Raw genomic sequence first — 23937 nt, forward strand, 5'->3', positions numbered from 1 at the left:
CGGCCAAGTCTCGTCACCCCGTCGGTTTTTTGGATTACGGCTTTCAGATCAAGACTGAATTATACCTGACAGGCCACTGAATACAGTAGGAAAATTAAGGAACAGTGGATGAATGTCGCCAGATGGTCACCTTTGCCGCGCCGAATTTCCGGATCACGAGTGGCTCGGCAGGAAGTGTGGGGGAAAAGTGTTCGGAAGGTGGCACAAACGGGGCAAAATCTTCAGTCGCTCCCGTCTCTGCAACGATCAGTGCACCGTCAGCAATCCAGCCCCCTCGTGCCAGAGCGCGCAGACCCGATTCGACCAGTGTTTTCCCGTAAGGTGGATCTAGGAAAATCAGCGTATGCGGCTCTGTCGCGCGGGGCGGATGTGTCACGCTGCAACTCAGCACGCGGGAGATGTCCCGAGCGCGGCAGATATCGAGATTGGCGCGCAGGGCGTTCAGGGCATTGCGGTCCCGCTCGATGAAAGACGCGCGCAGAGCCCCGCGGGACAGGGCTTCCAGGCCCATCGCCCCTGTCCCGGCATAACCGTCCAGGACAATGGCCTCTTCAAGCTCATCATGCCCGTACCACGGGGCATGAGCCAGCATGTCAAAGATGGCCTGCCGCGTCCGATCAGATGTCGGGCGCGTTCCTTCTCCCCGTGGGGCCATAAGTGCACGGCCCTTGTTCTCTCCGCCAACAATCCGCATGAATCAGCGGGTCCGCTTGCGGGTCGGAGCAGGTAGATCGGGGATCTGCTCGCGCAGCGTCTTACCGTTGACTTCCTCAAGCTCACGCGCTTTCAGAGAGCCGAGCTGAAACGGACCATACGACAGACGGATCAGTCGGCTCACATGCAGGTTCAGGCCGCGCATGACCTGACGGATTTCACGGTTTTTGCCTTCACGCAAAGAGACGGTCAGCCAGGAGTTGTCACCTTTGACGGAATCCAGTTCGGCTTCGATCGAGCCATAACGGATGCCTTCAAATTCAAAACCATCGACCAGAGAAGCCAGACGTCTCTCGTCCACCATGCCAAAGACACGCACACGGTAGCGGCGGACCCAGGCATTGCCGGGCAGTTCCAGGCGACGTGCCAGCTCGCCATCGTTTGTCAGCAGCAGCAGACCTTCGGAATTGATATCCAGCCGACCGACGCTGATAACCCGCGGCATTCCTTCGGGCAGGGAGTCAAAAACTGTCCGGCGTTCCTGCGGGTCACGATGCGTGGTCAGAAGGCCGTCAGGCTTGTGATAACGCCACAGACGGGTACGCTCGGGATTATCCACGGGCTTACCGTCAACCAGCACGATGTCACCCGGCTGAACGAATGTTGCGGGATGCGTGACGGGCTGGCCGTCCATCTTGATCCGGCCGTCTTCGATCATGCGTTCCACGTCACGACGGCTGGCAACGCCAGCGCGCGCAAGGAACTTCGCGATGCGTTCGCCTCTTGGGCCGTCGGATGTTTCAGGGGTCAGGTTAAGTTCTTCGGTCATCGTGCTGCTGCCTCCACCAGCGCCGCATACAGGCGACGGTCGCCGGGGTCGAGGGTGAATTCAGGATGCCACTGTACACCAATGGCGAATTTTGCGTCGTCCAGTTCGATTGCTTCGATCACACCGTCCGCCGCAACAGCCGAGATTTTTGCTCTTCCTGCCGTTCGCACAGCCTGATGGTGAGACGAATTGACGTGCATGATCTCGGTGTCAACAATGCGGGCTAGGCGGGTGCCAGCTACAACGGAAGCCGTATGTCCGGGTTCATGGCGCGGGTTAGGCTGCTCGTGTTCCAGTTCGGGTGGAAGATGCTGGATCAGTGTCCCGCCCGCATTCACGGCCATAAGTTGCATGCCGCCACAGATTCCCAGAACAGGAATGTCCCGTTTGAGTGCAGCACGCAGAAGGGCAAGCTCGGCGGACGTTCTCGCGGGGCGGGGGCTGGTGAGCGCATGAGGCTCTTCCCCATACAGCGCAGGATCAACATCAAACGCACCGCCAGTGATAACGAGGGCGTCCAGGCGCTCTACCATCGCGTCCGCATTCCCCACATACCCCAGGCAGACTGGTAAGCCGCCAGCGTCACTGAGGGCCGTGAGATAATTTTCTCGCAAGGCATGATAAGGATAGCGAGAAAATTGCCCCGGACCGCCAGGTTCATGATCGAGCGTAAGACCAATGAGCGGAGCTGTGTTCCGGGAAGGGGATGGACGGGCGGTGGTCATACGCCCCATCATCGCATCATGATTCAGGCCGATACAAGCCGCGCCATGCAGATGGCTCTTGATGCCGCAGACGAAGCGGCTCGACAGGGTGAAGTTCCCGTGGGGGCGGTTGTGCTGGATGCGGCGGGAGATGTCGTGTCCGTGGCGCGCAACCGCGTAGAGGAACTGTATGACGCCTCGGCCCATGCTGAACTCTTAGCCATGCGTGCCGCAGCAGTGAAGCTTGGCTCTCCGCGCCTGACAGGATGTACGCTCGTTGTCACTCTGGAACCCTGCCCGATGTGCGCGGGCGCCATTGTGCATTTTCGGTGCGAGCGTGTCGTGTTCGGTGCTTATGATCCCAAAGGTGGCGGGGTGGAACATGGTCCACGTGTGTTTGAACGGCCGACCTGCCTGCACAGGCCGGAAGTGATCGGCGGACTACGCGAACGGGAAGCTGCTCTTCAGCTCAGGACATTCTTCCAGCGGCTGCGGAAAAGGTGACAAACAAAGACTTACGGATGTTTCACCTCCCGGTCAGCTTGGTGAATGGGAACGCAGTGCATAGTGCGGGCTTATAACGACCGAACCGTTCTTCTGTAACAATCGGGACTGACATGACCACACGCTTCCGCGCTTCCCTTGCTGCCCTCGCTGCCACGACCTTTCTGGTCGCCGCTCCCGCTGCCATGGCGGATAACGGAGCCATCAAGCCGCAGACCAATGTTCAGGCGCTGCCCAACTTCGTCACTCTTGTGAAGCAGGTGAAGCCTGCCGTTGTTTCCATCACGGCACACATCAAGGCCGATGTTGCCGAGCAGGAAGAGAATGGCCCAGGCGGTGATGGCGGCGGCGGAATGCAGGGTTCGCCTTTCCCGTTTCCCTTCCCGTTCCAGATGATGCCGCAGCAACAGCAGCAGAACCGCACGGTGGAAGCTCGCGGATCAGGCTTCATCATCTCGGCTGATGGTTATGTTGTGACCAACAACCACGTTGTGAATGGCGCCACGAAGGTGACGGTCACGCTGGATGACGGGACCACATTGCAGGCCAAGATCATTGGCCGTGATCCGAAGACGGACGTGGCTCTTCTGCGTGTGAAGCCGACAGGTAAACTGCCGTTCATTGACCTCGGTGATTCTGATGATGTCCAGCCGGGCGAATGGGTGGTTGCCGTCGGCAATCCCTACGGTCTTGGTGGAACCGTGACGGCAGGTATCGTCTCGGCTCTGGGCCGTGATCTGCATTCCGGCGCGTATAACGACTTCATCCAGGTTGATGCGCCGATCAACCACGGCAACTCCGGTGGCCCGCTGTTCACGCAGGATGGCAAGGTCGTGGGCATCAACTCCATGATCATTTCGCCGAACGGTGGTGGCTCAATCGGTATCGGCTTTGCCATTCCGTCCAACACGGTGCGATCTGTCGTCGATCAGCTTGAAAAGACGGGTCATGTGACGCGAGGCTATTTCGGCATCGAGGGGCAGGATATTTCTCCGACGATGGCTCAGGCGCTCAACCTGAAGTCCCCGGAGCCCGGTGCTCCGCCGCATGGTACGCTGGTGGCGTCCGTCTCCAAGGGTAGCCCGGCTGAAAAGGCTGGTATCAAGAGCGGTGACGTCATCCTGACGCTAAATGGCCATCCGGTGAAGAACGGCCATGATCTGGCTGTGAAGGTTGTCTCCATTGCACCAGGAACAGACGCTACGGTGAACCTGCTGCGTGACGGCAAGCCGATGGATGTGAAGTTCACGGTGGGCAACCTCGCCAATCAGGATCATGGCAGCGGTGGTGCAGATAGTAGCCAGTCCGCCGGTGCTGGCAAGCTTGGTGTGTCTTTGGCATCCCTGACGCCGCGCGCCCGACAGGAACTGGGCCTGGATGACAGCGTGCAGGGTGCCGTCGTTGCTGACGTTGTTCAGGGTTCCCCAGCTGATCAGTCTGGCATTCGTCCGGGCGACATTATTGTGGCCGTGGGAAATCACGTCACGCCGTCTCCGAAGGCTGTGGTAGCGCAGGTGCGTGACGCTTTGTCTCGCAAGCAGCCTCCTCTGCTACGCATCCTGCGTGACGGGCAGCAGCTCTTTGTCGCTGTCTCGCCTGATGGTTCGGATGATGGCAGCTCCGGCGACGATCTCCAGTAATTCTCGTATCCGGTTTTACGAAACAGAGCGGGGGGACAGATGTCTCCCCGCTTTTTTTTATGGGCGTCACATGGGAAGGCGTCAGAGTTCTGTAACTGGACAGAAGGCCCCAGATAAGTTTTTCTGAGCCGCAATTGGCGTTCGTGCGTTACGGTCGCTTAAAACGCGGATCTGTTAAGGATTTTGGATTAATGGCCAATATCAGCCCCCTCGCCGGAAAAACGCTCGATCAGTCGCAGTTGACGGATATATCGGCTCTGGTTGCCGCTTATTATGATCGCAAGCCGGACGTCTCTATCCCGACCCAGCGTGTTTCGTTCGGGACTTCTGGACACCGTGGTTCGTCTTTCCATACCAGCTTCAACGAAGGCCATATCCTCGCCATCTGTGAAGCAATCTGTCGGTATCGTAAGGCGGAGGGGATTGATGGTCCGCTCTTCATTGGCATTGACTCGCACGCCCTGTCGGCCCCGGCACAGCGCTCGGCCATTGAGGTTTTCGCGGCCCACGGCATTGACGTCCGCATTGACCAGAACGATGGCTACACGCCGACGCCTGTCATTTCCCACGCCATTCTGACCTACAACAAGGGCCGCACAGCGGGGCTGGCCGATGGTGTTGTCGTCACGCCGTCCCATAACCCGCCGACGGATGGTGGCTTCAAGTACAATCCGACGAATGGTGGTCCGGCAGATACGGCCGTGACGAAAGCCATTCAGGACATGGCGAATGACCTGCTGGCGGACGGCCTGAAAGACGTAAAGCGCCTGCCTTACGACGAAGCCAAGAACGCACCGTCCATCAAGCGCTATGATTACGTTACGCCGTATGTGGCCGATCTGGAAAACGTCATCGACATGGCGGCCATCCGTGATGCCGGCGTGAAGATTGGTATTGATCCGCTAGGCGGTGCTGCCGTTGGCTACTGGAAGCCGATTGTTGAAAAGTACGGTCTGAACGCTACGATCGTCAGCGATGTCGTGGACCCGCAGTTTGCGTTCATGACGGCAGACTGGGACGGGCAGATCCGCATGGACTGTTCTTCGCCCTATGCCATGGCGCGTCTTATCAAGATGGGCCAGGACTTTGACGTCGCGTTCGCCAATGACACGGATGCAGACCGTCACGGCATCGTGGCTATGCCGGATGGCCTCATGAACCCAAACCACTATCTGGCTGTGGCGGTTTCGTACCTGTTCCAGAACCGTCCGGACTGGAAGCCTGATCTTGGCGTCGGCAAGACGCTGGTGAGCAGTGGTCTGATTGATCGCGTTGTCGCGGATATGGGCCGTAAACTGGTCGAGGTGCCGGTCGGCCTGAAATGGTTCGTGCCGGGTCTGATGGATGGCTCGCTGGGCTTTGGCGGCGAGGAGAGTGCAGGCGCAACCTTCCTGCGCCGTGATGGTTCTGTCTGGACGACCGACAAGGACGGTCTCATTCTCGGCCTTCTTGCTGCGGAAATCACAGCCAAGACGGGCAAGAACCCGAGCCAGCACTACCATGAGATCATCGCTCGCCTCGGCACGCCGTACTATGCGCGGATCGACGCAGCGGCGAACCCGGAACAGAAAGCCAAGCTCAGCAAGCTGGCGCCTGAGCAGTTCCCGCTTGAAGAACTGGCTGGTGACAAGATCATTGCCAAGCTGACGAAAGCACCGGGCAATGGCGCGGCGATCGGCGGCCTGAAGGTTGTAACGGAAAACGGTTGGTTCGCAGCCCGTCCATCCGGCACGGAAGATGTCTATAAAATCTATGCCGAGAGCTTCAAAAGCCCAGAGCACCTGAAGGCCATTCAGGACGAGGCTCAGGCTGCAATTTCCAAAGTCTTTGCGTCTTGAAGGTGTCGCCTTCAAAAGCGCAGTAACAACATTGGGCCACCATCTTTAACGAGATGGTGGCCTTTTTTGTGGAACGTCTTTCCCGCCCGGTCAGAAAGGCAGTACGGGCCTTTATTTTCCCGAGAGGCTTCGGTGCAACCGTGCAATGGCACCCGGCAGGGCGCGGATTTTCAGAATACGACCTGTCTCGTCATGATCTTCGGACAGGACACGGGCGCTCTCGTAAATCTCGCCAATCAGCCCCTGTTTCGAGTAGGGCAGTACCAGAACATCATCGACCATTTTCGTCTCGAAGAAGGCGATCAGGCTTTCCCGTAAAGCGCTGACATCGTCTGGCCGATGGGCAGACAAGGGAATGGCGTCGGGATGCTTTTCCAGCAGTTCAGCGCGCCGGGCGTCATCCACCTTATCCATTTTGTTCAGAACAAGCCGGGACGGCACAACATCTGCCCCGATTTCATGCAGAACGCTGCGGCTAACCTCAAGCTGCGCTTCGTAGGTTGGGTCCGAGGCATCTACGACAAACAGCAGTAGGGACGCTTCCAGCGCTTCAGACAGCGTGGAGCGGAACGAGGCGACCAGATCATGGGGGAGCTGTTTGATGAAGCCCACCGTGTCGGACACGAGAATACGCGGACGTGTCTCGGGCTGCAGCGTCCGGACTGTCGTATCAAGGGTGGCGAAGAGCTTGTCCTGCACCAGAATTTCGCTACCGGTGAGCGCGCGCATCAGGGAGGACTTGCCAGCATTGGTGTAACCCACCAGAGCGACGCGGAGCTGATCCCGCCGTGCAGAACGCCGGTTATCGCTATCGCGTTGCACTGCTTCAAGCTGGGTTTTCAGCTCGGCAAGGCGGTCCCGGATCTTGCGGCGATCAAGCGATAGATTGGTTTCACCAGCCCCAGGTCCTTGCTGTCTGCCGCCGCCATTCGAAGATTCCCGCAGGCGTGGTGCAACGTATTTCAGCCGCGCCATCTCCACCTGAAGCTTTGCTTCGCGGGTATTGGCGTGACGATGGAAAATTTCGACAATGACACCCGTACGATCCAGCACCTGCGCGCCGGTAGCGCGTTCGAGATTGCGGATCTGACTAGGTGTCAGTTCGTGGTCAACAATGACGAATTCTGGCTTGCGGGGGCCATCTGAGTCTTCTTCATCGGGCTCTGATGCTTCAACGGTGCCCTCAAAGCGTTTGCGAGCTTTTGTCATCGGGGTCTTGACCATCGGTGTGATGATCCCGCGGCCGCCGGTAATGTCTGCGAGCTCTTCCAGCTTGCCGGCACCAAGGAGCGACGCAGCACCCGTACCTTCGCGCTTTTGGGAGACGGACCCGATGACGTCATAGCCAAGGGTTTTGACCAGTCTCCCCAGTTCTTCCAGGCTGGCTTCGTGTGCGACGTCATCAACGTCAGGGGTCTGGATGCCGACGAGAACGGCGAGCGGAATGGGGAGCTTTGTTTCCATTCGGCCTTACATAGCACGGATTATGACAACGCTATCGAAATGCATGGACGGCGTGATTCACTGTTTCGATGGAGCGGAACACGACGCATTTTCTGCACGTTTCTGACGAAGTTTGTTGTCTGGGGCTGGGGGGTGCGGCATGAGAAGGCACAATCAGAAACCACCCCTTTGCCGTCAGCAGGTCCGTACAGATGTCAGAACACACCCCAATTGGTCTTGGAAAAGAAGCCAGAACCGTCAAGGCATTGACCCACTCGGGCAATTTCCATGCCGACGAGACGCTGGGTTACGCCATTCTTCACTACGCTCTTTCGCCGGAAGGCAGCCTGCGTGGCCGTGTGCTCGGTGAGGACGCAGACGACCGCCTGCAGTTTGTGCGCACCCGGTCACCGGAGCGTATTGCAGAAGCCGATATCGTTTTTGATGTCGGCGGTGTCTTTGATCCGTCCATTGGGCGCTATGACCATCACATGAAGGACAAGCCCCTGCGTGATGACGGGACGCCGTATAGCGCTGCGGGTCTGTTGTGGAAGGACTACGGCCACGCTGCCATCCGCAATATCGTCACCACACCGGTGACTGAGGACATGGTTGCCGCCATCTGGCAGTCGCTCGACAAGTCCCTGATCATTCCTGTTGATCAGGATGACAATGGCGTGGCCAAGATGGGCAAGCTGTCTCTTGCGGACATTGTTTCTGCGTGCAGCCCTGCATGGGATACTGCGGAGCTGTACGGAGCGCAGGAAGCCAAAAAGCGTGAAGCTTTAGGGTTTGCGAATGCGGCAACGGCCGTCGCATCCCATCTGGTCAATATGGTTGATCGTGTACGAGCCAGCCTTAAGGCCGCTAACCGCGTTGTGGAAGCTTACGAGGCTGCGGAAGACAAGCGCATCCTTGTCATGGAAACAGGAATGCCCACGGAAAAGGTCATTTTCGAGCGGGATCTTCCGGTGGTGTATGTTGTCTCTCCAGCAGGCCCGGAGCAATGGAACGTGAAGGCCATTCCCCCTGTGCGCGGCGATTTCGGGCAGCGTGTGTCACTGCCGGAAGCCTGGGGTGGGCTGGAAAAAACTGCGTTAGCGGCCGTTTCGGGCGTTCCGGATGCAGTTTTTGCTCATCCGGCCCGTTTCATCTGTGGCGCGGGAAGCCGGGATGGGGCCATCACTATGGCGCGCCTGGCGTTGGAAATCGATGCGGCTCTGAAATCCAAAGCTGGTTGATCATCGTCAGTAGAAAACCGTTGATCCGGACAACAACGGCCGGATCAACGTCTTATTTGTAAATGCCGGTTCAGGCTGCAATTTCGGCAAGCAGCGCGTCCACGTCTTCTGGCCGGGTGTAGTAACTCGTGACCAGACGGATCAGTGTGCCAGAGACGTCTTCCGGTGTAGGCCAGCGGTAGAATGTGTAGCCCACGGCTTCCAGATCTTTCAGAACCAGATCCGGCAGAATGACGAAAACCTCGTTGCTCTGCCGCTCATAAGGCATCTGGGCCGCCGGATGGCGACGAAGCCCATCGACGAGGCGCTGGGCCATCTGGTTTGCATGCGCAGCGTTCCGGAGCCACACATCATTTTCCAGCAATGCGTGAAGCTGCGCACTCAGGAAGCGATGCTTGGACCACAGATTGCCACTGCGTTTGATGCGACGCAGAAACTCTTTAACCAGTGGGCGTGTCCGCTCATTGAGGAAAAAGACCACGGCTTCCGCCGCCATTGCGCCAGCCTTGGTGCCTCCGAAGCTCAGAACATCCACACCTGCTTTCCACGTCACGTCTGCTGGAGAGCAGCCAAGATGGGCCACGGCATTCCCCAGGCGCGCGCCATCAAGATGCACACTCAGGCCATGGTCGTGCGCGATGCGCGTCAGTGCGGCCAACTCCTCCAGACTATAGACAAGTCCCCATTCGTTCGCCTGTGTGAGTGACAGGGCCTGAATGACAGGGCTGAGAATACCGCTTTCCTCATTATTCCTGAGAACGGTAGGCATTGTCGCGGGGTCCAGCTTTCCTTCTGCGGATGGAATGCAGACCAGCTTGGCGCCGTGCATGTAGAATTCCGGGGCGCCACCTTCATCCGTGTTGATATGGGCGCTCTGGTCGCACAGCACGGCTCCGTAAGGTGAGACCAGCGCGGAAAGCGCGATACTGTTGGCGGCAGTTCCAGTCGCGATCGGGAAAACAGCCACTTCCGTCTCGAAGATGTCCCCAAACCGTTTGTTCAGGGATTGGGTAAGATCATCCGCCCCATAAGATCCAACACTGCCCTCATTGGCGGCCAGCAAGGCTGCCATGACTTCAGGGCAGATGGGGGTAACATTGTCACTGGCGAAGTTCTTGCGTATTTCCTCGGACATAAAACCATCCTTTTCCTGCGCACGACGCGGGCTGTAGCCTGAATCGTAACTGAAACTGCAGCCTGTTGCCATCCGGAGAGCCCATGAGCACGTTTCCCCCTGAACTGGCCGGCAAACTCATAGATGGCAAAGGTATTGCCCGGTCTCTGACAGACCGTATCGGCCGTGAAGTTTCCAGCTTTATCGAGCAGGGCAATGCCGTGCCGGGGCTGGCAGTCGTTCTGGTCGGCAACGATCCTGCATCTGAAGTTTATGTGAAGAACAAAGCCATTCAGACGCACCGTGCAGGCATGCGCTCCTTCATGCATATGTTGCCGCAAAGCACAAAGCAGGAAGAGCTTCTGGAGCTCCTCGCACAGCTGAACGCGAACCCGCAGATTCACGGTATTCTCGTCCAGCTTCCGTTGCCGCCCCAGATTGATCCGGTCGTCGTGACGAATGCGATCGCGCCGCATAAGGATGTCGACGGACTGGGTGAAGTGAATGCCGGGCGCCTGTCTCTGGGCATTGATGGGCTCGTCCCTTGCACGCCCTTGGGATGTCTTATGCTGCTACAGTCTGTTCATAAGGACATGACGGGCAAGCATGCTGTGGTGATTGGGGCGTCCAGTCTGGTTGGAAAGCCCATGGCGCAGCTTCTACTGAAGCAGAACTGCACGGTCTCGGTCGCGCATATCCATACGCGGGACACACGAGCACTGGCGCGTGAGGCAGACATTCTGGTTGTGGCAACTGGCAAGCACGGCCTTGTTCGCGGAGACTGGATCAAACCGGGCGCTACCGTCATTGATGTTGGTATTACGCGCGTCTCGACGCCTGAAGGGCGGACACGGCTTGTGGGAGATGTTGCTTTTGAGGAAGCGCTCCCGATTGCAGGCCATATTACGCCTGTTCCGGGTGGCGTTGGCCCAATGACCATTGCCTGCCTCCTGCACAATACGCTTCAGGCTGCGCGCGTTACACAGGGGCACAGCAAGGGTGAAGCCTTCTGATGCGTGTCTCTGTTGAACTGGTTCCCCGCTCGGAAGACGCTCTGTTTGATGATGTTGCGGTGGTACAGAAAGTGCTTCCGCAGGTTGGTCTTCTGAATATTCCAGACCTGATCCGTTTCGACCTGCGCAGTGACGATGCTGCTGCACAGGTTAGTCGTCGGTCAGGCATGGATGTGATTCCGCATATTCGGGCAATCGATATTGCTCCTGGAGCACCTCTTCCGGGTGCAGATCGTCCAGAATTGAAATCCGTGCTTGTGGTGGCAGGCGATCCACTGCCTGCGGGAAGTGATCGAGTTTCCTATCCTAATACTTCTGCGGAAATCATTGCGCGGTATCGCAAGGAAGCGCCGCATCTGGACGTTTACGCGGTGTTTGACCCTTACCGCCGGGCTCCCTGGCTGGAGCTGGAAGATATCGCCCGGAAGAAAGACGCCGGGGCTTGCGGTTTCTTTACTCAACCACTGTTTGATCTGCACATGCTTCAGCTCTCCATGGACTGGTTGCGGGACGACACGGTGTTCTGGGGCGTTTCACCCGTTTTGGGCGAACGATCCCGCCGATACTGGGAGCGCGTTAACCATGTGGTGTTCCCCAAAGACTATGACGATACCCTTGAAGGGAACGTGCATCTTGCGCGCCAGATGCTGACACTGGTGCGCGAAAAGAACGACAATGCCTATCTTATGCCTCTGAAAGTTGATCTTGCATCTTATCTGGGCGGCCTAGGTGATATTATAACGGGGTAGGAACTAACGAGCGGAGATCATAGCCCGGATGCGCGTATGCCTTTTTTTCTTACCCCTTCTGGGAGGCGCGCTGGTTCCGGCCGCTCTTTCGGCCAAAACCCTCTCTGACCCGGCTCCGGTTTTTGCTCCGCTGACACTGCCTGATGCCCCGAACGTCTATCGTTCGGGCTCCGGTCTGCCCGGCCCGCAATACTGGCAGAACCGAACGGATTATGTCATTCGATCCCGTATCGACACGCAGGCGCATGTCCTGCATGGGGCCGAAACCGTCACATACAGCAACAACAGCCCGGAAACGCTGGATGTTCTGTGGGTTCAGTTGGAGCAAAACCTCTATCGCACAGACTCACGGGCCTCGTTCTGGGGTAAATTCCCATCGGGTGGTCATCATACTTCCGGCATGGAAATCGAGCGTGTTTCCATTGTACAGGGCGGCCATGAAGTCGATGTCACGCCGCTGATTACTGACACCCGGATGCAGCTTCGACTGCCCCGAGCCCTTGATGCTCATGGCGTCGCAGTCATTAAAATCGAGTGGCACTATACAATCCCCGGAGAGTGGGGAGGTCGTACAGCTGTCACCCCGTCTCGCGAGGGCGAAATTTACGAGATTGCTCAATGGTACCCGCGCCTGAGCGTGTATGATGACCGCGCGGGATGGAACACTCTGCCCTATCTTGGGCAGGAGTTTTATCTGGAATATGGCAATTTCGATTACACAGTCACTGTTCCGTGGAACTTCACGGTCGTCGGGTCCGGCGCACTCCTGAATCCGGAGCAGACCCTGACGACGACCGAGCGTGCGCGACTGGCTCAGGCGGCCCAGAGCGACAATCGCGTCATGATCCGGACCATTGATGACGTGACAGACCCGAAAAGCCATCTCAGGCAGTCTGGGGAAGTGTCCTGGCATTACGTTATGCGCAATAGCCGCGATGTGGCCTTTACAGCATCGCCAGCTTTCCTGTGGGATGCTGCTCGTATCAACCTGCCGCCTGTTGCGCCCTGGGCCAATTATCGTCTGGTTCCGCGGCTGGCGATGTCCGTCTATCCCCGCGAAGGCATTGGCCCGCATGGATGGGACCGCTCAACGGAATACGTCAAACACGCCATCGAGTATTTTTCGTCTCAGTGGTACGAATATCCATGGCCAAATGCCGTCAATCTGGGCGGGCACGGGGCCGGAATGGAATATCCGGGTATCGTGTTTGACGGCATGAGCGACCGGGACCCGGAGCTTTTCTGGATCACGACACATGAGTTGGGCCATGACTGGTTCCCGATGATTGTGGGTTCTGATGAGCGGCGTAATCCGTTCATGGATGAAGGGTTCAACACCTTTATTGATGCGTATGCGTCAGATCATTTCCACAACGGGGAATTCGCGCCAAAGCGGGACCCGGAATTTGCTCCGAAAACTGGTAATCCTGCGCAGGATATCGTTCCTGTCCTGACGGATTCAAAAGCGCCAAACCTGATGGCCGGGGCAGACGAGGTCTCTGAGACCTACCGCCATAGCGTTGTCTATTTCAAAGGGGCTTACGGGCTGAAGCTTCTGCGAGAGCAGATTCTCGGGCCTGTGCGTTTTGACGCTGCCTTCCGTCGCTATATTGCCGTCTGGGCTTTTCATCACCCATCGCCCTCGGATTTTTTCCGCTTGATGAGCAGCGAAGCCGGTGAGGATCTCTCATGGTTCTGGCGCGGATGGTATTTCTCTAACGCCGCGCCCGATTACGCTGTTGGAACCGTAGAGCAGAAAGGAACAGACCCTGTGTCTGTACAGGTTCTGAACTACGGCACCCTGCCTCTTCCTGTTGTTCTGCGCGTCGAATATCAGGACGGAACAACGCTGGACCGCCGTATCCCGACGGAAGCTTGGCGGCAGACCAGCGATTTGAAGGTCACGTTTGAAGCCCATGGTCCGGTGAAGGCCGTAACGCTTGATCCGGACCATGTCATTCCGGACGTTGACCGCAGCGATAACCGTAAATGACGCGTCACCATTCCTGACATGCAATGTGTGTCAGGAATGGCAAAACCTCCCATGTCCTGCCAGAGGCGTGGGAGGAATAGTTTTCACCCAACCATTTGAATAGCTGCGCGAGTTTCGTTGGATGCCGCGGGTCCCGCATATGAGGAAGGGCCAGCAGACGCTGACAGACCTTCAATCATGTCCCTGTTGATATCAATGAGAGCCTGAAGGGATGTATCGGAGTTCAGCGCAACATTGGCGTATCGCATGGACCAGGTTCCAACCGTCATCAGGTCTTTGCGCAGAATTTCATCCAACGGACAGTCCGTCCGCTGGACCCCTTGCATCAGAATGCCCCAGAGCTTGAGATTGGCAGACAATGCGGCCTGCCGATCTGAGCGTGTTTTTGCTGCCGAAAGCAGCCCATTAACGTGTCTGAACGCCATGGCTTCCACTTCTCGCGGTGGAAGATAGGTGCCGGACTGGTTCTGGTATTGTGACATGCCATAAGTCACGGACATGATGCTCCTTTACAAAAGGACTGTTTCAAAAGGCTCCCGGGAAACGGAAAACTTTTGGAACAGTCCAGGAAGGGGCGCTGGCTTTCACCAGCGCCCCGCCGACATCAACCGCGGAAGAGCGACATGATGTTGGAAGACTGCGAATTCGCAATCGAGAGCGACTGAATGGCCAGCTGCTGCTTCGTTTGCAGGGACGTCAGCTTGGCGCTTTCCGCTGCAAGATCAGCATCAGTCAGAGCGCCCACGCCCGTCGTCAGAGCGTCAGACAGCGTGCTGTTGGACGTCTGAAGCTGTGTAACGGTATTGGAAGCCACACCAATGCTGGAAGAAATGCGGCTCATCTTGTTGATGGCGCCAGAAACAGCAAGTTGGACAACGTCCGTGCCGGAGGTGGTCGCTACTGTCGCGGCGCCTGTCGTCCCTGTGAGGTTGACCGACGCGCCTGTTGTGGCTGTTGCGTCGGCTGCGTCGAGATTGCCGCCGGCAATCGTCAGCTTGCCGTCGTTTGCCATCTGGGCGCCAAAACCGGCGTTTCCTAGGGCCGTCACCAGCGTTGAAAGCTGATCGCTTGTGGTTTTGGTTGTGGAGGCGTTCGAGACGTTGACGTCCACAACCTGCGTCAGAACCTTTGCGTTGCCGTTGGTATCCAAATCACCAACCTTGGCAGCACTATAGGTCATATTACCACTGGCATCAGCCTTGGCAGTGATGGTGTCGCCATTGGTCAGGGAGTACGTCGTCGTACCATCAGATGCCTTTTTGGATGTGGCATCGGCGATCGTCAGCGTGCCATCTTTGTTGACTGCCACCGAGGTGGAGGTCTCTGTCAAACCGGAAGCAATGGCTGCTCCGACAGATGTTGCAGCACCATCAGTGGTATCACCCGGTTTTGAGTCCAGAACGAAGGACGTGGTGATGGCCGGGTTTGACGCAGTCGCATTGGTGCTGTCAGCAGAAGATAGATTCTTCAGAGTGAGTGTCGTGGCGGTCGCGCCAGAACTTGCCAGAGCCGTCACTGCGCTCGTGTCGATCGTGACACCCTTCATATCCGTGCTCAGCCCTTGCAGGCCCAGACCGGTCGAAGTGGCATCAGCGCCGTTCAGTGTGAACAGGTTACCATTGATGTCCTGAGCCGCAGAAATCTGCGTATATTTCACGCTGCTGCTTGTTGAGCCTGACAGCAGGTTCACACCCTGGAAGGTCGAGTTCGACGTGGCTACGTCGATCTGAGACAGGTAGTTGCTCAGCTGGGTGTTTAGGGTGTCCTGATCTTCACCGTTATTGGCAGCATTTGTGACCGTTTCGGACATGCTGCTTAGGACGGTCGAGATAGACCCAGCCTGTGAAGAGGCTGTGCTGAGAACCTGCCCTGCGAACTGAAGGCCTGTCGAGACACCGGACAGGGCCGAAATCTGGGAATTCATTGTCTGGGAAATGGCGTAAATGGCCGGGCTGTCAGAGGCGGAGCTGACGCTCTTGCCCGTGGACACGGCGTTCTGCGTCTTGCTCAGCTGGTCCGTCGTCTGGTTCAGAACCTGAAGAGCCGACATGGCGGCTGTATTTGTATTGATTGACATGGACATCGAGACATTCTCCGTCGGTGCAGTTTTGCTCCTTCACGATAGGCATTGAATGGTTAAGGGAACCTGAATCTTCATCTTTAAAAAACGGTGACAGGGTTTGACAGGAAAGAGGCAAACAACCGGTAAATTTTAAGCAGTTCTTGCATTTTATAGACAGGAACGAAATAAGAACAATGCATGAAGAAATCTCTGTCTGAACGTCTTGCGATTCTGTCCGATGCGGCAAAGTATGATGCATCCTGCGCGTCCAGTGGATCGACGCGCCGGGACTCTGCCAAAACAGGAGGTCTGGGCTCCACGACCGGGAATGGCATCTGTCATGCCTATACGCCGGATGGGCGTTGTATTTCGCTGCTCAAGATCCTGCTGACCAATTTCTGCGTTTATGACTGCGCCTATTGCATCAACCGCTCGTCCTCAAATGTTGAGCGGGCGAAGTTCACGCCTGATGAAGTGATCTGGCTGACGCTGGAGTTCTACCGTCGGAACTGCATTGAGGGGCTTTTCCTGTCGTCGGGGATTATCCGGTCCTCCGATCATACGATGGAGCAGCTTGTACAGGTCGCGCGGGACCTGCGGCTCAAGCATGGTTTCCGCGGATATATCCATCTCAAGACGATCCCGGATGCGTCTCCCAAATTGCTGGAGGAAGCGGGCCTGTATGCGGATCGCTTATCGATCAACGTCGAGATGCCGACAGAAACGGGCCTGAAGGATTACGCGCCGGAGAAGGATGCCGGAAATATCCGCCGCGCGATGGGGGATATGCGTCTCAAGATTGATGCAGCCAAAGAGAAGACACATACAGGCAGGCGGGCAGGGCGCTTTTCACCGGGCGGCCAGAGCACACAAATGATCATTGGGGCAGACGCTGCGACGGATCAGGATGTTCTGGCCAGTAGCTCAGGCCTTTACGGGTCCTACGGCCTGCGCCGCGTTTACTATTCAGCCTTCAGCCCCATCCCCGATGCTTCAGCGATCCTGCCTGTGCGTAGCCCCCCATTACAGCGGGAGCACCGGCTGTATCAGGCGGACTGGCTGTTCCGGTTCTATGGCTTTGATTTTGGCGAACTGACAGCATCACGGCCCAATGGAATGCTGGATCTGGAGATTGATCCCAAGCTGGCCTGGGCTCTGGATAACCGCGCGCAGTTTCCTGTGGACCTGAATCTGGCCTCCAAAGAAATGCTGCTACGCGTTCCCGGGCTCGGGGTTCGGACCGTTGCCGCGCTGCTGTCTGCGCGAAAGCACACGACAATCCGTCTGGAAGATCTGGCGCGGCTGAACGTGTCCATTAAAAAGGTGCGTCCGTTCGTCAAGGCATCCGGATGGAGCCCCGCACGTCTGACGGATCGTCAGGATTTGCGCACTCTTTTCCTGCCGGCTCCACAGCAGATGCGGCTTCTGTAAATGCCGGTGACCGTCAGGCTCGCGGATACCAGCGCGTTTGAAGGCTGGCGCGAAAAGGCCAGAATGGCGCTTCAGCGTGACATTCCTCCGGACCAGATCCTTTGGCGCTATCCTGAGGCCGATCTGGATCTGTTTCACGCCGCTGAAAATCAGACGTTTGAGGGCGAAGTCGTGCGGGATGTTCGCCTCAAAGCGTCGAGCCTGCCCCTTTTGAAAGATGTTCTCTGCCACTCCAGTGCTGAGCGGTTCGCATTAGCTTACCGGCTGCTCTGGCGTCTTCAGAGTGATCCGAACCTGTTGTCGGTGGTTACAGATCAGGATGTGGCGCAGGCACGTCGCATGGTGCATCAGGTTCGCCGGGCGGCTCATAAAATGACGGCTTTTGTGCGCTTCCGGGAGCAGGGAACGTCTGAGACGGGTCGGCGGCGTTTTCTTTCCTGGTTTGAGCCGGACCATCATGTGCTGGAAAAAGTCTCTTCTTTTTTCGCGGGCCGTTTCGCAGATATGGACTGGATGATCCTGACACCGCGCGGCTCTCTGCGATGGGATGGCGAGACGGTACATTGCTCTTTCGAGCCCTGTGAAAAACAGGTGCTTGATGATGACGTGGATCAGCTCTGGCAGACCTATTACGCCTCGACTTTCAATCCTGCCCGTGTCCGGACGAAAGCGATGCGCAATGAAATGCCGCGACGTTACTGGCATAACCTGCCAGAGGCTAACCTGATTCCCCATCTGGTGGCTCAGGCGGAAAAACGCGTGGCTGAAATGGCAGCGCAGGAGGCTCTTCCCGCCCCTAAATTTTATCAGGCTCTGCAGAATCGTCAGAAAGCCGTCCCGGCTGCGGTGCCAATAGCAGGCAGTTGGGCAGATCTGAAACAGCAAATTCGCACCTGTCAGGCCTGCTCGCTTCACTGCCATGCTACGCAGGCGGTCTTGGGGGAGGGGCCTGAGACGGCAAAAATCATGCTGGTCGGTGAACAGCCGGGCGATCAGGAAGATCTGGCTGGGCGTCCCTTTGTCGGTCCCGCAGGCTCTCTTTTAAAAGAGTGTATGGCGGAGGCGGGCGTTGAACCCCAGGCCCTCTACATGACGAATGCTGTAAAGCATTTCCGGTTCACCACGCGTGGCAGACGGCGCATTCACCAGACGCCTGGCGCTGAGCATGTTCAGGCGTGTCAGCCCTGGCTGCGGCAGGAAATAGCCTTGGTTCGGCCGCAGCTTGTCGTGACGCTTGGGGCGACAGCATTGCGCGCAGTTGCGGGGCCTACGGCTCAATTGAAAGACTTTCGGGGGCTGATGCGTGAGGACGCGCAAGGCGGACACCGTCATCTGAGCCTCGCTCATCCATCATGGATTCTGCGTCTGGGACCAACCGAGCAGGCCGAGCAGGAACGTCAGCGCCTGATTGAAGGTCTGAGAAAGATGCAGACCGCCCTTTAAGGGCAACATTCTGTTCAGGCGTTGCGTGGAGACCCTTTCAGGATAAGAAAATTTCGTCTCACGGATGAGCGCGCGCAAGGAAAAATCTTCCCGGCCTGAAAGGAAACGCATCAGTTTTTTCCGGCTTGAAGACGGCCATACAATATGTCATGGATGACCGAACCGATCGGTCAATCGGCCTTTTCACGAGGCCATTTCATTCAGCCGGTCACTTCGGACAGACCCGTTTAAAGCGAGAGAGACGATATGGCGCAGGGCGACCAAGCGCAGGCCGAACAGCAGTCCGGAGCGTCCGGAAAACCGCAGAAAAAGCGCAATCCCCTTGTACGGGTGCTCTTGATCTGTCTGGTTGTTCTGGTGCTGGTAGGGATTGGTTCATACCTCTTCCTGACCCGCAATAACATCGAGACGGACGACGCCTATACGGCCGGTCGCAAGATCGCCATTGCGCCGCACGTGAACGGGTACGTGACGCAGCTGCTGGTGAACGATAACCAGTATGTGCATCGCGGTGATCTTCTGCTGACCATTGATGACCGCGACTACGCGGCATCTCTGCACAAGGCACAGGCTTCAATCCAGCAGGCACAGGCCAACATGCAGGCCTATCAGCTGATGGTTGAAGTGGCGCACAAGAACTTCCCCGGTCAGCTCGTAACGGCTCAGGGCAGTCTTTCTGCCGCTCAGGCCCAGCTGACGAAGGCTGAAGCAGATTACAAGCGCCAGCGCAGTGTTTCACGTGCCGCAACGTCCCAGCAGGACATTGACTACGCTCGTGCAGCTCTTGAAGAAGCCAGAGCCCGCGTCATGCAGGCACAGGGTCAGCTGACGCAGGCTGAGCCAGTGAAGGCCAATGTTGCGAATGCGGATGCCCGCGTTTCGCAGGAACAGGCCAATCTCAAGTCTGCCCAGGCATCTCTGGAACAGGCTGAGCTCAACATGGAATGGACGCAGGTTCGCGCCCCTCATGATGGTTGGGTGTCCCAGCGTAGCGTCGAGCGCGGCAACTTCGTCCAGACCGGCCAGCAGATGTTCACGATCGTACAGCCAGAAGTCTGGGTTGTGGCCAATTACAAGGAAACACAGCTGACCCACATGCGTCCGGGTCAGAAAGTGGACATCGAAGTTGACGCGTACCCACAGCTTAAGCTGCAGGGCCACGTGGATTCCATTCAGCTGGGTTCGGGTGAATCCTTCAGCACCTTCCCGCCGGAAAATGCGACAGGCAATTTCGTAAAAACGGTGCAGCGTATTCCGGTGAAGATCCTGATCGACAGTGGTCTTGATCCGCAGCTGCCACTCGCTCTTGGTCTTTCCGTTGTTCCTACGGTCTATGTGAAATGAGCGATACTGCCGGGCATCAGGACTGGAAACCCAGTCATAATCCGTGGGTTGTGGCCATTACGGTCACGCTGGCGGCCTTCATGGAGGTGCTGGACACCACCATCGTCAACGTGGCGCTACCGCATATCGCGGGATCGCTCGGCAGTTCCTATGATGATGCCACCTGGGCGCTGACGTCCTATCTGGTGGCAAACGGTATCGTTCTGACGATTTCCGGCTGGCTCTCACGCCTGTTCGGGCGCAAGCGCTACTTCCTCATCTGTATTGCGATGTTCACCGTCTCGTCCTTCCTGTGCGGTCTGGCGACATCGCTGCCCATGCTGGTGGTCTTCCGACTGATGCAGGGCTTCTTCGGTGGTGGCCTGCAACCCAGTCAGCAGTCCATCATTCTTGATACCTTCCCGCCCGAAAAACGTGGTGCAGCCTTTGGCATGACCGCGATTGCGACCATCGTTGGCCCGGTTCTCGGTCCGATGCTGGGTGGCTATCTGACGGACAACTTCTCCTGGCGCTGGATTTTCTTCGTCAACGTTCCCTTCGGGATCCTGACAGTCATGGCCGTAACGGCTTTCGTTGAGGATCCGCCATGGGAGCGGAAGAAGCGTGAGAAGGTGGATGTGATCGGCATCAGTCTCATTACGCTGGGGCTGGGCTGTCTTGAGGTCATGGTCGACCGTGGTGAAGACGATGACTGGTTCGGCTCGAACTTCATCATCACCATGGCTGTTCTGGGCGTGATCGGTGTGCTCGGTGCCATCGTCTGGCTCTGCTATGCCAAGGACCCGCTGGTGAAGCTGACGGTTTTGAAAGACCGCAACTTCGCAACCGGCATGTTCCTGATCTCCATGGTAGGGGCGACCCTCTACTCATCCGCCATCATCGTTCCGCAGTTTGCGCAGCAGGTTCTGGGTTATACGGCAACGACGTCCGGCCTTCTTCTGGCGCCAGGTGGTGTTGCCATCATCATTCTCATCCCGTTCGTCGGGCGTCTGATGAAGGTCATCCAGTTGCGGTATCTGATCGCATTTGGCTTTTTCTTCATGGGCATGGCGATGTTCCAGGCTGCCAACCTGTATGCCGGAATCGATTTCAAGCATCTGGTCTTCTACCGAATCACCCAGACCGCTTCGCTCGCATTCCTCTTTGTGCCGATTTCCACGATTGCGTATTCGACGCTGCCACGTGAGCTGAATTCCGACGCATCAGCCCTGTTCAGTATGGCGCGAAACTATGTGGGCTCGATGGCCATTTCCCTGGCCACGGCAGCCATCATTGAAACGCGCCAACGGCACCAGAACTACGTGACCGATAACATGACGCCGGGGCGGCAGGAGTTCACGAACTATATCAATCATGCGCAGACCGTTGGTGAAGCGCATGGCCTGACGCCTGCGGCCGCGCATACGTTTGCGATCCATCGTCTGTTCATGGACTTCACGTCCCAGATCTCGATGCTGGCCTACAACGAGGTGTTTCGCTGGATTGGCGTCATCGCGATGTTCGTCGTCCCGCTCTGCTTCCTGCTGTCACCGAACAGCACGAAGAAGACGAAGCCGGCGGGAGGTCACTGATGATGCGGGCCGTAGATCTTCATGAAGGAATCTGCCGTAATGTTGGCCAGTCGGCTGATGGCTTCCGGGCTGTCATCGACGGGCAGCATGAGCCGACGGCGATGCACGATACGGGCCTGGCACAGGATCATAAGCTGTTCGGCAGCGAAATCCGGGTCTTCAATCTGGAGCTCGCCCGCATCCCTGCGGCGACGCAGCCAGTCGGAGAGGTTGTTCAGGGTGCGCCCAAAACCGTAGCGCCAGAAGGCGTCAGCAAGGTTCGGGAATTTTCCCGCTTCGCCAACGATGATGCGATACAGGTCCATGGACGTCGAGTGGAGCATCATTTTGATGGCAGTTTCCGTCAGGCGGCGCAGACTCGTATGAACGTCCGGCCCATCCTCTCGGGAAATGGCCTCAATAGCCGCCAGTTTGGTTTTGCTGCGTTCTTCGAAGAACGCGGAGAAGAGCGACGCCTTACCATCGAAGTGATTGTAGAGCGTGCCCTTCGAAACACCGGCCTCCCGCGCAATCTGCGACATGGACGCACCTTCATAACCGCTTGCGAGAAAGACTTTTTCCGCTCCCTGCAGAATCTGCTCGCGCTTGGCGCGCATCTGGCACAGAGATGCGCTGGCCTCGTCAGGCATACTCTCGGGGCGGTCAGTCGGCGTGCTGGTCATGAGTGGGCAAGGTCCTTTTCCGGAAAAAATACCATCTCCAACATGCTGACCGAACTGGTCGGTCACCGCAAGATCATTTCCGTTTCAGGAGTTTCTTTGTGAGCGCAGCCTTTCTATCCCGCGCGCTGCTGTCTGGCTGCGCCCTTGTTGCTCTTTCCGGCTGCCTGCGGGTCGGACCGGAATATCATGAGCCTCATCCCTGGTCTCCGGCACACTATGCCGATCACATGGCAGGTGCCCCTGACAGTGTGACGAGCGAAGCTGAAGCTGCCAGCAAATGGTGGACAGTTTTCAATGATCCGGAGCTGGTTTCCCTGGAAGACCGCTTGGTTCAGCAGAACCTGTCCTTCCGTCTGGCAACGGCCAATCTGGCACAGAGCCGCGCGCAGCTCATGATGGCGGGGGCCGAGCGCTTTCCCGGATTGAGTGCTTCTGGCTCCTACACGCGGAGTCAGTTCAGCACGAAACAGATGCAGGAAATCATCAATCGTGTGGGCGGCAATATTGCCAAGTCCGACAACGGGCTTTTGGGAGATCAGGGCAGTAGCATTCTCAGTGGTGCAGCCAGCGGGGCCACGATCCCTCTGCTGAACCAGTGGAAGACATCCATTGATGCCAGCTACGAAATCGATCTCTGGGGACGCGTGGCCCACCAGTACGATGCTGCCAAAGCGGATCTTCAGGCCACGGATGAAGAGCGCCGCTCGGTCCTGATAGCCCAGCAGGCCGATATGGCGCGTGGATACATGACGCTCCGCGGGGACCAGAAGCGCCTGAAGGTCCTTCAGGACAATCTCGGAACGCTGAAGCAGATCGTGGATATTTCCCAGAGCCGCTATCGCAGTGGTCTGGTCACGGAAGTGGATGTCGATTCCGCGCAGGCCCGGCAACATGACACCGAAGCGCAGGCTGCTCAGCTTCAGCAGGGGGTGGCGCAGGAAGAAAATGTACTCGCGCTGTTGCTGGGTGCGCCTCCGGGTAGTCTGAATGCCGAACTGAGCAAAGATGCAGGCATCCCTGTGGTGCCACCGGTCGTTCCTGTCGGGTTGCCGTCTGAACTGGCGCATCGCCGTCCGGATATCCGGGAAGCTGAAGCCAAGCTGCGTGCCTCTGTGGCAGAAGTGGGTGAAGCCACGGCCGATTTCTATCCGAAGATTACCATCAATGCAGACTTCGGATTCCAGACCCTGTCATTCCGTGATCTCGGATTCTGGAATGCGCGTGCGTGGAACGTTGGCCCATCCATTTCCTTGCCGATTTTTCAGGGGGGACGTTTGCGCGGCCAGCTTGAGCTGAAGAAATATGCCCAGAAAGCTGCGGCAATTTCCTATCAGCAGACGGTCATTCAGGCGTGGCATGATGTTGATAACGCGCTGATCGCTTACCGGGATGAGCAGCTCCGTCATCAGGGGCTGGAGCGGGCTGTGAACGACAACCGCAAGGCGCTCCAGTTGGCCCAGAGCCAGTATCGCAGTGGCCTGACGAACTATCTGAACGTACTGAACGCGCAGGGTCAGCTACAATCCGCTGAAATGAGTCTTGCTGACAGTGATGCGACTGTCGCGACCAATCTGGCGCGTCTCTACAATGCGCTTGGCGGAGGCTGGGAAGAGGTTGTCCCCGCAGCGCAGGACGTGACCAAGACGAAGCTTGCCTCGGCAACGCCGGGTCCCTGAGACCCGGCGCTATCGCTAGGGGCTAT

General features: G+C 57.4%; 20 protein-coding genes. 12 read left to right on the forward strand and 8 right to left on the reverse strand.

Annotated elements, in window-relative coordinates:
- Positions 1–94: 94 nt before the first annotated feature.
- From rsmD to KP705_RS09570, 3 genes are read right to left on the reverse strand one after another with little or no spacing between them, the layout of a single operon-like run.
- Complete coding sequence (gene rsmD / locus KP705_RS09560) at positions 95–694, reverse strand: 16S rRNA (guanine(966)-N(2))-methyltransferase RsmD (protein ID WP_215764371.1); 600 nt, start codon at positions 692–694, stop codon at positions 95–97.
- A 3-nt stretch (positions 695–697) separates the two neighbouring features.
- Positions 698–1483, reverse strand: coding sequence for a pseudouridine synthase (locus tag KP705_RS09565; protein WP_215764372.1), 786 nt, complete (start codon positions 1481–1483; stop codon positions 698–700).
- Positions 1480–2220: a gamma-glutamyl-gamma-aminobutyrate hydrolase family protein gene (locus KP705_RS09570; protein ID WP_215764373.1), complete on the reverse strand. Its 741-nt coding sequence runs from the start codon at positions 2218–2220 to the stop codon at positions 1480–1482. The genes KP705_RS09565 and KP705_RS09570 overlap by 4 nt, the downstream gene beginning before the upstream one ends.
- Before the next feature lie 6 nt (positions 2221–2226).
- On the opposite strand from KP705_RS09570, the gene KP705_RS09575 reads away from it, so the two are divergent.
- From KP705_RS09575 to pgm, 3 genes are all read left to right on the forward strand, one after another.
- Complete coding sequence (locus KP705_RS09575; RefSeq protein ID WP_215764374.1) at positions 2227–2691, forward strand: nucleoside deaminase; 465 nt, start codon at positions 2227–2229, stop codon at positions 2689–2691.
- Positions 2692–2804: 113 nt separating this feature from the next.
- Positions 2805–4331: a Do family serine endopeptidase gene (locus tag KP705_RS09580; RefSeq protein ID WP_046900645.1), complete on the forward strand. Its 1527-nt coding sequence runs from the start codon at positions 2805–2807 to the stop codon at positions 4329–4331.
- 191 nt (positions 4332–4522) lie between these two features.
- Entirely contained in the window at positions 4523–6169 is a 1647-nt protein-coding gene (pgm, locus tag KP705_RS09585; RefSeq protein ID WP_203547921.1) for a phosphoglucomutase (alpha-D-glucose-1,6-bisphosphate-dependent), read from the forward strand.
- 111 nt (positions 6170–6280) lie between these two features.
- Here pgm and hflX read toward each other — a convergent pair whose 3' ends face one another.
- Positions 6281–7633 carry a GTPase HflX gene (hflX, locus tag KP705_RS09590; protein ID WP_215764375.1) on the reverse strand — a complete coding sequence of 451 codons (1353 nt, stop codon included), beginning with the start codon at positions 7631–7633 and terminating at the stop codon, positions 6281–6283.
- A 191-nt stretch (positions 7634–7824) separates the two neighbouring features.
- On the opposite strand from hflX, the gene KP705_RS09595 reads away from it, so the two are divergent.
- Positions 7825–8853 (forward strand): MYG1 family protein, encoded by a 1029-nt coding sequence (locus tag KP705_RS09595; RefSeq protein WP_203547919.1) that lies wholly within the window; start codon positions 7825–7827, stop codon positions 8851–8853.
- Positions 8854–8923: 70 nt separating this feature from the next.
- Here the strand turns inward: KP705_RS09595 and KP705_RS09600 are convergent, their stop codons facing one another.
- Entirely contained in the window at positions 8924–9988 is a 1065-nt protein-coding gene (locus KP705_RS09600) for a low specificity L-threonine aldolase (protein ID WP_215764376.1), read from the reverse strand.
- 83 nt (positions 9989–10071) lie between these two features.
- On the opposite strand from KP705_RS09600, the gene folD reads away from it, so the two are divergent.
- From folD to KP705_RS09615, 3 genes are read left to right on the forward strand one after another with little or no spacing between them, the layout of a single operon-like run.
- The gene (gene folD, locus KP705_RS09605) at positions 10072–10980 is read left to right on the forward strand and encodes a bifunctional methylenetetrahydrofolate dehydrogenase/methenyltetrahydrofolate cyclohydrolase FolD (RefSeq protein WP_046900649.1); all 909 of its coding nucleotides are present in this window, start codon (positions 10072–10074) and stop codon (positions 10978–10980) included.
- Entirely contained in the window at positions 10980–11729 is a 750-nt protein-coding gene (locus KP705_RS09610) for a methylenetetrahydrofolate reductase (RefSeq protein ID WP_046900650.1), read from the forward strand. The genes folD and KP705_RS09610 overlap by 1 nt, the downstream gene beginning before the upstream one ends.
- Before the next feature lie 28 nt (positions 11730–11757).
- A complete protein-coding gene (locus KP705_RS09615) occupies positions 11758–13722 on the forward strand; it encodes a M1 family metallopeptidase (protein WP_215764377.1) in 1965 nt (654 codons plus the stop codon).
- An 83-nt stretch (positions 13723–13805) separates the two neighbouring features.
- On the opposite strand, the gene KP705_RS09620 is transcribed toward KP705_RS09615, so the two are convergent.
- Together KP705_RS09620 and KP705_RS09625 are read right to left on the reverse strand one after the other, a co-directional pair.
- Positions 13806–14222, reverse strand: coding sequence for a flagellar biosynthesis regulator FlaF (locus KP705_RS09620; RefSeq protein WP_235271756.1), 417 nt, complete (start codon positions 14220–14222; stop codon positions 13806–13808).
- A gap of 104 nt (positions 14223–14326) precedes the next feature.
- On the reverse strand, positions 14327–15799 hold the full coding sequence (locus tag KP705_RS09625; RefSeq protein ID WP_252348322.1) for a flagellin: 1473 nt from the start codon (positions 15797–15799) through the stop codon (positions 14327–14329).
- Between the two features lie 183 nt (positions 15800–15982).
- On the opposite strand from KP705_RS09625, the gene KP705_RS09630 reads away from it, so the two are divergent.
- The 4 genes from KP705_RS09630 (at position 15983) to KP705_RS09645 (ending at position 21573) form a co-directional block, all read left to right on the forward strand.
- Positions 15983–17215 (forward strand): putative DNA modification/repair radical SAM protein, encoded by a 1233-nt coding sequence (locus tag KP705_RS09630; RefSeq protein WP_099211636.1) that lies wholly within the window; start codon positions 15983–15985, stop codon positions 17213–17215.
- Entirely contained in the window at positions 17216–18658 is a 1443-nt protein-coding gene (locus KP705_RS09635) for a UdgX family uracil-DNA binding protein (protein WP_215764379.1), read from the forward strand. It begins immediately after the preceding gene.
- 246 nt (positions 18659–18904) lie between these two features.
- Positions 18905–20002, forward strand: coding sequence for an HlyD family secretion protein (locus KP705_RS09640; protein ID WP_215764380.1), 1098 nt, complete (start codon positions 18905–18907; stop codon positions 20000–20002).
- Entirely contained in the window at positions 19999–21573 is a 1575-nt protein-coding gene (locus KP705_RS09645; RefSeq protein ID WP_099211640.1) for a DHA2 family efflux MFS transporter permease subunit, read from the forward strand. Before KP705_RS09640 ends, KP705_RS09645 begins: the two co-directional genes overlap by 4 nt.
- Here the strand turns inward: KP705_RS09645 and KP705_RS09650 are convergent.
- Positions 21567–22235, reverse strand: a complete 669-nt coding sequence (locus KP705_RS09650) for a TetR/AcrR family transcriptional regulator (protein WP_099211990.1) — start codon at positions 22233–22235, stop codon at positions 21567–21569. The genes KP705_RS09645 and KP705_RS09650 overlap by 7 nt on opposite strands.
- A 98-nt stretch (positions 22236–22333) precedes the next feature.
- On the opposite strand from KP705_RS09650, the gene KP705_RS09655 reads away from it, so the two are divergent.
- Entirely contained in the window at positions 22334–23911 is a 1578-nt protein-coding gene (locus tag KP705_RS09655) for an efflux transporter outer membrane subunit (protein ID WP_215764381.1), read from the forward strand.
- Positions 23912–23937 lie beyond the last annotated feature (26 nt).

Source organism: Gluconobacter sp. P1D12_c (assembly GCF_018812105.1).
Classification (GTDB): domain Bacteria; phylum Pseudomonadota; class Alphaproteobacteria; order Acetobacterales; family Acetobacteraceae; genus Gluconobacter; species Gluconobacter oxydans_A.